The sequence below is a fragment of the Variovorax sp. 20P10.2.4 genome (assembly GCF_058244205.1).
Window position 1 is genome coordinate 1 of sequence record NZ_JBZAYE010000278.1, and the last position, 9117, is coordinate 9117.

Annotated in this window: 8 protein-coding genes; 1 reads left to right on the forward strand and 7 read right to left on the reverse strand. The window is 67.4% G+C overall.

Going from position 1 to position 9117, the window contains the following annotated elements:
* Positions 1-67: 67 nt before the first annotated feature.
* From AC27VN_RS23230 to AC27VN_RS23245, 4 genes are all read right to left on the reverse strand, one after another.
* Positions 68-1264: an ABC transporter substrate-binding protein gene (locus AC27VN_RS23230; RefSeq protein WP_093356153.1), complete on the reverse strand. Its 1197-nt coding sequence runs from the start codon at positions 1262-1264 to the stop codon at positions 68-70.
* Positions 1265-1320: 56 nt separating this feature from the next.
* Positions 1321-2517, reverse strand: a complete 1197-nt coding sequence (locus AC27VN_RS23235; RefSeq protein ID WP_093356156.1) for an ABC transporter substrate-binding protein — start codon at positions 2515-2517, stop codon at positions 1321-1323.
* Positions 2518-2593: 76 nt separating this feature from the next.
* Positions 2594-3301, reverse strand: a complete 708-nt coding sequence (locus AC27VN_RS23240; RefSeq protein WP_431509544.1) for an ABC transporter ATP-binding protein — start codon at positions 3299-3301, stop codon at positions 2594-2596.
* Positions 3301-4071, reverse strand: coding sequence for an ABC transporter ATP-binding protein (locus tag AC27VN_RS23245; protein WP_208513586.1), 771 nt, complete (start codon positions 4069-4071; stop codon positions 3301-3303). The genes AC27VN_RS23240 and AC27VN_RS23245 overlap by 1 nt, the downstream gene beginning before the upstream one ends.
* 428 nt (positions 4072-4499) lie before the next feature.
* Here AC27VN_RS23245 and AC27VN_RS23250 point away from each other — a divergent pair, with 428 nt between their 5' ends.
* Complete coding sequence (locus AC27VN_RS23250; protein ID WP_490878040.1) at positions 4500-5120, forward strand: cysteine hydrolase family protein; 621 nt, start codon at positions 4500-4502, stop codon at positions 5118-5120.
* On the opposite strand, the gene AC27VN_RS23255 is transcribed toward AC27VN_RS23250, so the two are convergent.
* The 3 genes from AC27VN_RS23255 to AC27VN_RS23265 all read right to left on the reverse strand — a co-directional run bounded on the left by AC27VN_RS23255 (position 5105) and on the right by AC27VN_RS23265 (position 9025).
* Entirely contained in the window at positions 5105-5998 is an 894-nt protein-coding gene (locus AC27VN_RS23255) for a LysR family transcriptional regulator (protein ID WP_490878041.1), read from the reverse strand. The two genes, AC27VN_RS23250 and AC27VN_RS23255, sit on opposite strands and share 16 nt — an antisense overlap.
* A gap of 79 nt (positions 5999-6077) precedes the next feature.
* Positions 6078-7643 carry a DHA2 family efflux MFS transporter permease subunit gene (locus AC27VN_RS23260; RefSeq protein ID WP_093339330.1) on the reverse strand — a complete coding sequence of 522 codons (1566 nt, stop codon included), beginning with the start codon at positions 7641-7643 and terminating at the stop codon, positions 6078-6080.
* A gap of 41 nt (positions 7644-7684) precedes the next feature.
* Complete coding sequence (locus AC27VN_RS23265; protein ID WP_093339332.1) at positions 7685-9025, reverse strand: HlyD/EmrA/EmrK family protein; 1341 nt, start codon at positions 9023-9025, stop codon at positions 7685-7687.
* Between the last annotated feature and the right edge of the window lie 92 nt (positions 9026-9117).

Genomic DNA, 9117 nt, shown 5'->3' on the forward strand with positions numbered 1-9117 from the left:
GGGCGGGGAGGGAAATGGTCATAGGGGATTCAGCAGGCGCGGGCCCGAGCGGGCCCGCGGGGGTCGGTCATTTCCAGAGCGCGCACTTGCTCTCGGCCTTGGTCGTGAAGACCTGGTCGCCCGGCAGCTTGGCCACGACCTTGTAGTAGTCCCAGGGCTGGCGCGACTCGGACGGCGCCTTGACCTGCATCAGGTACATGTCGTGCACGAAGCGGCCGTCAGCGCGCACCGTGCCCTTGGCGTAGAAGTCGTCGATGGGCATCTTCTTGATCTGCTCCATCACCTTGTCGGCATCGGTGGTCTTGGCCGCCTGCACCGCCTTCAGGTAGGTCATGGTGGCCGAGTAGTCGGCGGCCTGGATGTCGGTGGGCATGCGCTTGGTCTTGTCGAAGAACTTGCGGCCGAAGGCGCGCGTGCGTTCGTCGAGGTTCCAGTCCCAGCTGGTGGTGAGCAGCAGGCCCTCGGTGTTCTTCAGGCCCAGGCTGTGGATGTCGGTGATGAACACCAGCAGGCCGGCCATCTTCATCGACTTGGTGATGCCGAATTCCTTGGCCGCCTTGATCGCGTTGATGGTGTCGCCGCCCGCGTTGGCAAGACCCAGGATCTGCGCCTTGGAGTTCTGCGCCTGCAACAGGAACGAGGAGAAGTCGGAGGCGTTGAGCGGATGCTTGACGCCGCCCACCACCGTGCCGCCCTTCTCCTTCACCACCTTCGCGGTGTCGGCCTCGAGCGCGGCACCGAAGGCGTAGTCGGCGGTCAGGAAGAACCAGTTCTTGCCGCCCTGCTCCACCACGGCGCCGCCCGTGCCCTTGGCGAGCGCGACGGTGTCGTAGGCGTAGTGCACGGTGTAGGGGCTGCACTGTTCGTTGGTGAGCGCCGAGGTGCCGGCACCGTTGACCACGAACACGCGCTTCTTCTCCTGCGCCACCTTGGCCATCGCGAGACCCGTGCCCGAGTTGGTGCCGCCGAACAGCATGGTCAGGCCCTGCGTGTCGATCCACTCGCGCGCCTTAGAGGCCGCGATGTCGGCCTTGTTCTGGTGGTCGGCGGTCAGCAGTTCGATCGGCAGGCCGTTGACCTTGCCGCCGAAGTCGTCGATGGCCATCTGGATCGCCACCGCGCCATTCTTGCCCTCCACGTCGGCGTAGAGACTGGACATGTCGGTGACGAAACCGATCTTGACCTTGTCCTGCGCCTGGGCGGCGCCCGCCGCCACGAAGGCAGTGGCGAGCAGACAGGCGGAAGCGATGGCGCTGCGTTTCATGGTGGTGATCCTCGTGGTGGTCTCGTGTTCTTCGGCGGGGCGGTCTCAGGCGCTCTTCACTTCCAGAGCGCGCACTTGGTTTCGGCCTTGGTCGTGAAGACCTGGTCGCCCGGCAGCGTCTTGAGCACCTTCAGGTAGTCCCAGGGCTTCTTCGACTCGGCCGGCGACTTCGCTTCCACCAGGTACATGTCGTGGATGAAGCTGCCGTCGGCGCGGATCTGGCCCTTGCCGTAGAAGTCGTCGATCTTCATGCTCTTGAGCTGCGCCATCACCTTGTCGGAATCGGTGGTCTTGGCGGCGGCCACGGCCTTCAGGTAGGTCATCGTGGCCGAGTAGTCGGCGGCCTGCACGTCGGTCGGCATGCGCTTGGTCTTCTCGAAGAAGCGGTTGGCGAACTTGCGCGTGTCGTCGTTCAGGTCCCAGTACCAGCTCGTGGTGTGCAGCAGGCCTTCGGTGTTCTTGAGACCCAGGCTGTGGATGTCGCTGAGGAACACCAGCAGGCCGGCGGTCTTCATCGACTTGTTGATGCCGAACTCCTTCGCGGCCTTGATCGCGTTGATCGTGTCGCCGCCGGCGTTCGCCAGGCCGAGGATCTGCGCCTTCGAGTTCTGCGCCTGCAGCAGGAAGGACGAGAAGTCGGACGCATTGAGCGGATGGCGCACCGAGCCCACCACCGAGCCGCCCTTCTCCTTCACCACCTTGGTGGTGTCGGCTTCGAGCGCATGGCCGAAGGCGTAGTCTGCGGTCAGGAAGAACCAGCTCTTGCCGCCGCGGTCGACCACCGCCGCGCCCGTGCCCTTGGCCAGCGCGACCGTGTCGTAGGCGTAGTGGATGGTGTAGGGGCTGCACTGCTCGTTGGTCAGCACCGAGCTGCCCGCGCCGTTGTTGAAGTACACGCGCTTCTTCTCTTCGGCCACCTTGGCCGTGGCCAGCGCCACGCCCGAGTTGGTGCCGCCGAAGACCATGGTCACGCCGGCGGTGTCGATCCATTCGCGCGCCTTCGAGGCAGCGATGTCGGCCTTGTTCTGGTGGTCGGCGGTCAGCAGCTCGATGGGCTGGCCCAGCACCTTGCCGCCGAAGTCGTCGATGGCCATCTGGATGGCGGTGGCGCCACCCTTGCCTTCGAGGTCGGCGTACAGGCTCGACAGGTCGGTGACGAAGCCGATCTTGACCTTTTCCTGGGCCTGCGCGCCGGTGGCTGCGAGGGCGAGGACGGCGATGGCACCTGCGATGAGGCCGAGTTTCTTTTGCATGCGAAGTCTCCTGAAAGAATCTTTGTGAGATGAGGACGGGAACGTCGGGGTCTTGTGGACGGGAGGGGAAAAAGGTTCAGACGCCCAGCAGCTCGTTGAGCACGGGCATCTTGGCTTCGAGTTCGGCGGCGCCGAACTTCTCGACGATGCGGCCATGCTCCATCACATAGAAGCGATCGGCCAGCGGCGCCGCGAAGCGGAAGTTCTGTTCCACCATCACGATGGTGTAGCCCTTGGAACGCAGGGTCGTGATCATTCGCGCGAGCGCCTGCACGATCACCGGCGCCAGGCCTTCGGAGATCTCGTCGAGCAGCAGCAGCTTGGCGCCCGTGCGCAGGATCCGAGCCACCGCCAGCATCTGCTGCTCGCCGCCCGACAGCCGCGTACCCTGGCTGTGGCGGCGCTCCGCCAGGTTCGGGAACATCGCGTAGATCTCGTCGACCGACATGCCCTGCCCCGCGCCTTTCAGCTCCGGCGGCAGCATCAGGTTCTCCTCGCACGACAGGCTCGCGAAGATGCCGCGTTCCTCGGGGCAATAGCCGATGCCCAGGTGCGCGATGCGGTGCGTGGGCATCGCGATCGTCTCGCGGCCATTGACCTCGATGCTGCCCTTGCGCGCGCCCGTCAGGCCCATGATCGCGCGCAGCGTGGTGGTGCGGCCCGCACCATTGCGGCCCAGCAAGGTGACGACCTCGCCCGGCTGCACGACCATGTCGACGCCATGCAGCACATGCGATTCGCCGTACCAGGCCTGCAGGCCCTTGATTTCCAATGCGGCGGTCATCAGTGGGCTCCCTGCAGTTGGCCGTCCGTGGTGCCCATGTAGGCCTCCATGACCTGCGGGTTCTTCGAGACCTCGGCGTAGGGGCCTTCGGCCAGCACGGCGCCGCGCTGCAGCACGGTGATGGTGTCGGCGATGGTCGAGACCACGCTCATGTTGTGCTCGACCATCAGGATGGTGCGGCCCGCCGACACGCGCTTGATCAGCTCGGCCACGCGGTGCACGTCCTCATGGCCCATGCCCTGCGTGGGTTCGTCCAGCAGCATCAGCTCGGGCTCCATCGCGAGCGTGGTCGCGATCTCGAGCGCGCGCTTGCGGCCGTAAGGCAGGTTCACGGTCTGCTCTTCCGCGAGTTCCTCCAGGCCCACCTCCGCGAGCAGCTCGCGGGCCCGGGCGTTGAGCGGCTCGAGCGACTTCTCGCTCTTCCAGAAGTGGTACGAGGTGCCCAGGCGGCGCTGCAGCCCCAGGCGCACGTTCTCCAGCAGCGTAAGGTGCGGGAACACGGCCGAGATCTGGAACGAGCGGATGATGCCGCGCCGCGCGATCTGCGCGGGGCGCTCGCCCGTGATGTCCTGGCCGTTGAAAAGAATCGTGCCGCTGGTGGGCTCGAGGAACTTCGTGAGCAGGTTGAAGCAGGTCGTCTTGCCTGCGCCGTTGGGTCCGATGAGCGCGTGGATCGAACCGCGCACGACCGAGAGATTGACCTTGCTGACCGCGGTGAAACCCTTGAATTCCTTGGTGAGCTGGCGTGTTTCGAGAATGACGTCGCTCATCTCGCGAAGCCGCCCGGGTAGTGACCGAAAAAGTCTGTCATGCGTTTGTTCTCACAGCGCCACCATCGAGCGCGGACCGATTGTTGGGGGGCGCCTCTCGCTTGCATACTGGGGCAAATGCCTATGCTGCAGTGCAACCTTCTCGAACGGTGACGCATGTCCGGCATGCATGCCGTCGGCACACTGTCGCCGCAACGACAAAGCATGTGCACCGCAGCATGCCGCGCGCACGCGATCGCTGCTTTTTCGCGCGCACTTCCGAACTACATCGCCGCTGCATCGCACGCGGTCCATCGGCGGCAGGCAGGTGGCTTCGACCCGTGCGCGCCGACCTTCGCGATTCGCACAAGTGTTGTGCGGCGGCGCATCTACACCGGCAGGCCCGCGCTTCGTACGCTTCGGTCTTCTTCAGTCACACAGAGAAGTCCATGCAGCATCCCAGCATCCGCACGCTCACCGGCGCGCAGCCGACCACCCGCCTCGATCCCGCCACCACGGCGCTGATCGCGATCGATTTCCAGAACGAGTACTTCGACGGCCGCATGCCGATCCCCGATGGCCTGCCGGCGCTGCGCCAGGCCCGACGGCTGATCGAGGCGGCGGACCGGCATGCGATGCCGGTGTTCCATGTGCAGCACCTCGCGCCCGCCGACAGCCCGATCTTCGCGCAGGGCAGCGCGGCCTTCGACATCCACTCCGAGCTGCGCCCCGCCGCGCGGCACGCGGTGCTGACGAAGGCGACACCGAGCGCCTTCGCGGGCACCTCGCTCGATGCCGAACTGCAGGCGCGCGGCATCCGCACCTTGATCCTCACCGGCCTCATGACGCACATGTGCGTGTCGGCCACCGCCTTCGATGCCGCGCCTCGCGGCTACCAGAACCTGATCGCGGGCGATGCCTGCGCGACGCGCGACCTCGACCTGGAGGACGGCGGCGTGCTCGGCCATCGCGAACTGCATCGCGCGGCGCTGCGCGGCGTGTCGGACGTGGTGGCCGAGGTGCGCTCGACCGATGAGCTGCTGCGGCTGCTCGATCAGCCGGCGCTGTAACGCGCCGCCGCGAAATCGACGAAGGCGCGCACCTTGGGCGACAGGTGCCGGTTCTGCGGATAGAGCGCGAAGAGGTTCAACGCCGGTTGGCTGAAGTCCGGCAGCACGCGCACCAGCTCGCCGCGCGCGAGATGGTCGCGCAGCAGGAAGGCCGGCGAGAGCGCGAGCCCGGTGCCGGCCAGCGCGGCCGTGCGCAGCACGATGCCGCTGTTGGCCTGCAACCGGCCACCGACCTCGACCGTGTGCACGCTGCCGTCGCGCGCGGTGAAGCTCGGCTGCCCGACCTTGCCCGCGAGCGAGTAGTTGAGGCACTCGTGCGCCGCGAGGTCGGCCGGCACGACCGGCGTGCCGCGCCGCCGCAGGTAGTCGGGCGAGGCCACCCACCACTCCTCGAAGCTCGCGAGCCGCTTGACGATCAGCGTCGAGTCCGACAGCGCATAGGCCAGCCGCAGGCCCACGTCGAAGCCCTCCTCGATCAGGTCGACGAAGCGGTCGTTGCACACCAGGTCGACCTTGAGCTGCGGATGCGCTTCGAGAAAAGCCGGCAGCCATTGCGCGAGCGCCTCGAGGCCGAAGGACATCGGCGCGTTGATGCGCAGCAGGCCCGTGGGCTCGACTTGGTGCCGTGCGACGGCCAGCGCCGCGGCCTCGAGCTGGTCGAGGATCTGGCGGCTGTGCTGGTAGTAGGTCTGGCCGGCCTCGGTGAGCGCGAAGCGGCGCGTGGTGCGGTTGAGCAGCTGCACGCCGAGCGCGGCCTCGAGCTGCTTGACCTGGCGCGAGACGACGGTGTGCGAGACGTCCATGGCCGCGGCCGCGGCCGTGAAGCCGCCGGCCTCGACCACGGCGCGAAATGCCTTCAAGGCGGCGAACTGATCCATGCGCGCGACTGTATGCGAACAAAACCCCCAGGCCTCTTGCGAAACCTGGGGGTCCGTGGGTGATGCGGTGAAAGCGGGCTTAGTGCGCGCCGGCCGCCGCGTCGCTGCCCGCGCCGCCCGATTGCGGCCGTGCGAACCACACCAGCGGAATCAGCAGCAGGAACAGCACGGCCGATGCATAGAAGATGTCGTTCGAGGCCAGCATGAAGGACTGCTGGTCGACCAGGCGATTGATCTGGCCCATCACCTGCTCGGTGCTGAAGCCGTTGCTCGCGAGCCCCGACATCGCGCTGGTGGCCGCGATGTTGCCCTGGTTGATCGACTCCGCGAGCTGCGCATGGTGCAGCGTCGCGCGGTTCTCCCACAGGGTGGTGGCGATCGAGGTGCCCATGGCGCCGGCCGTGATGCGCAGGAAGTTCGACAGGCCCGAGGCGGCCGGGATGCGATCGGGCGTGAGGCCCGAGAGCGTGACCGTCACCAGCGGGATGAAGAAGAACGCCATCGCGATGCCCTGGATGAAGGTCGGGATCATGATGGTCCCGAAATCGGCCTGGGTGTTGAAGTTCGACCGCATCCACAGCACCAGCGCGAACACCAGGAACGAGAAGGTGGCGTAGCGGCGCGGGTCGACCTTGGCGATGGTCAGCCCCACCACCGGCGACAGGAAGATCGCCAGCAGCCCCACCGGCGCCATCACCATGCCGGCCTGGGTCGCGGTGTAGCCCATCCATTGCTGCAGCCACAGCGGCAGCAGCACCACGTTGCCGAAGAACAGGCCGTAGGCCACGGCGGTGGCGACCGCGCCCGACCAGAAGTTGCGGCGCTTGAACAGCGACAGGTCGACCACCGGATGCTTCTCGGTCAGCTCCCAGATCAGGAAGAAGGCGAAGCCGACGACGGCCACCACCGCGAGCGTGACGATCTGCGCCGAGTGGAACCAGTCGAGCTCCTTGCCCTTGTCGAGCATGAGCTGCAGCGCGCCGACCCAGATCACCAGCAGCGCGAGGCCGATGGCGTCGATCGGCACCTTGTGGGTCAGGCTCTCGCGCTTGCGGTACAGCACCCAGGTGATGGCCGCGGCGACGATGCCCACCGGGATGTTGATGTAGAAGATCCAGGGCCAGGAGATGTTGTCGGTGATCCAGCCGCCGAGCAGCGGCCCCATCACGGGCGCGACCAGCGTGGTCATCGACCACATGGCCATCGCGAGGCCGGCCTTGGCGCGCGGATAGCTCGACAGCAGCAGCGTCTGCGACAGCGGGATCATCGGTCCCGCGACGAAGCCCTGCAGCGCGCGGAACGCGATCAGCGTGGTCATGTTCGGCGCCAGGCCGCACAGCAGCGAGCTGATCATGAACAGGATCACGCTCGCCACGAACAGGCGGACCTGGCCGAAGCGCTGCGTCATGAAGCCGGTGAGCGGCACCGCGATGGCATTGGCCACCGCGAAGCTGGTGATGACCCAGGTGCCTTGCGTGGTGCTCACGCCAAGGTCGCCCGAGATGGCCGGCAGCGACACGTTCGCGATCGACGAGTCGAGCACGTTCATGAAGGTGGCGGCCGAAAGCGCGATCGTCCCCCACACGCGGGCGGAGCCCTCGAGCGGAGGCGGTGCGACGTAGGCGGGTGCGGCGGCGGTGGCCATGGTTCAGCGCGACAGCGGTCGGAACGAAAGCGCCGTGGCGATCAACCGGGCTGGCCTTGTGCGGGGATCTGCGCGGCCGAGGCCGGCGAGATCGCGGGCGCGGCGCGGTTGGCGGGCACCGAGGGCACGTGCACCGCCTTGGCGGTCGCGCTGTTGCCGAGGTTGGCGGCCACGATGCGGTCGACCTCGGCGTCGGCGCCGCGGTCGAGCTGGCTGTAGACCTGCGTCTGCGTGAGCGCGGCGGCGCGCGGCGCGTCGGCCAGCATCTTGCCGGCCTTCTGCGTGATGTCGACCTCGACGTCCATCGACAGGCCGATGCGCAGCGGGTTGGCCTTGAGCTGCTCGGCGTCGAGCGCGATGCGCACCGGCACGCGCTGCACCACCTTGATCCAGTTGCCGGTGGCGTTCTGCGCGGGCAGCAGCGCGAAGGCGCTGCCGGTGCCCACGCCGAGGCCGGCGACCTTGCCCGTGTACTCGACCTTCTTGCCGTAGACGTCGGCGGTGAGCTTCACCGGCTGGTCGATGCGGATATTGCGCAGCTGCACTTCCTTGAAGTTGGCGTCGACCCACAGCTGGTTGAGCGGCACGATCGACATCATCGGCGTGCCGGCCGCGACGCGCTGGCCGAGCTGCACGGTGCGCTTGGCGACGTAGCCGTCGACCGGCGCGGGCATGGCGACGCGCTGCGTGGCGAGATAGGCCTCGCGCACCTTGGCGGCGGCGGCCAGCACGCTCGGGTGCTCGGCCACGCTGGTGCCCTCGGTCAGCGACTGGTTGCTGGCGAGCTGCTCGCGCGCGGCGATCACGCCGGCCTGCGCCGCGGCCAGCGCGCTCTTCGCGTTGGCGAGCGTGGTCTCGGCATGGTTGAGTTCTTCCTTCGACACCGCGCCGTTGCCCGACAGCGCGCGGCGGCGCTGCAGGTCGTCCTGGGCCTTGGCGATGTCGCTCTGCGCCTTGACGATGTCGCTCTGGCGCAGCGTGACCTGCGCGGCCAGCGAGCCGTTGTTGGCGTACAGCGTGCGGGTCTGGCGCACGGTCTGCGCGAGCGCGGCCTCGGCCTGTTCGAGCGCGACCTTGGCATCGGCCGGGTCGAGCTGTACCAGCGGCTGGCCGGCCTTCACGTAGTCGGTGTCGTCGGCGTTGATCGCCATCACGGTGCCGCCGATCTGCGGCGTGATCTGGATCACGTTGCCCTGCACGTAGGCGTTGTCGGTGTCCTCGTAGTGGCTGGCCACCAGCCATTCGTAGAGGCCCCAGCCGCCACCGACCACGACCACCGCGGCGGTGAGCGCGGTGAGTGCACGGCGGCGCTTGCCGTTGCCTGCTTCGGGGACCGCGGCGGAGGAAGGAGCAGCGGTGGTCTGTGTGTTGTTGTCGCTCATGATGGTCTTTCCGGATTCGAAAGAGAGATTCAGTGGGTCGCGGCCGACGGGGTCGCGGATGCCGTGGTGGTGGCGCCGGAAGCGGCGCTCGC

Coding starts and splice junctions, on each gene's coding strand:
- AC27VN_RS23250 (WP_490878040.1), top strand. CDS start 4,500: ATGCAGCATCCCAGCATCCGCACGCTCACCGGCGCGCAGCCGACCACC.
- AC27VN_RS23230 (WP_093356153.1), bottom strand. CDS start 1,264: ATGAAACGCAGCGCCATCGCTTCCGCCTGTCTGCTCGCCACTGCCTTC.
- AC27VN_RS23245 (WP_208513586.1), bottom strand. CDS start 4,071: ATGAGCGACGTCATTCTCGAAACACGCCAGCTCACCAAGGAATTCAAG.
- AC27VN_RS23255 (WP_490878041.1), bottom strand. CDS start 5,998: ATGGATCAGTTCGCCGCCTTGAAGGCATTTCGCGCCGTGGTCGAGGCC.
- AC27VN_RS23240 (WP_431509544.1), bottom strand. CDS start 3,301: ATGACCGCCGCATTGGAAATCAAGGGCCTGCAGGCCTGGTACGGCGAA.
- AC27VN_RS23260 (WP_093339330.1), bottom strand. CDS start 7,643: ATGGCCACCGCCGCCGCACCCGCCTACGTCGCACCGCCTCCGCTCGAG.
- AC27VN_RS23265 (WP_093339332.1), bottom strand. CDS start 9,025: ATGAGCGACAACAACACACAGACCACCGCTGCTCCTTCCTCCGCCGCG.
- AC27VN_RS23235 (WP_093356156.1), bottom strand. CDS start 2,517: ATGCAAAAGAAACTCGGCCTCATCGCAGGTGCCATCGCCGTCCTCGCC.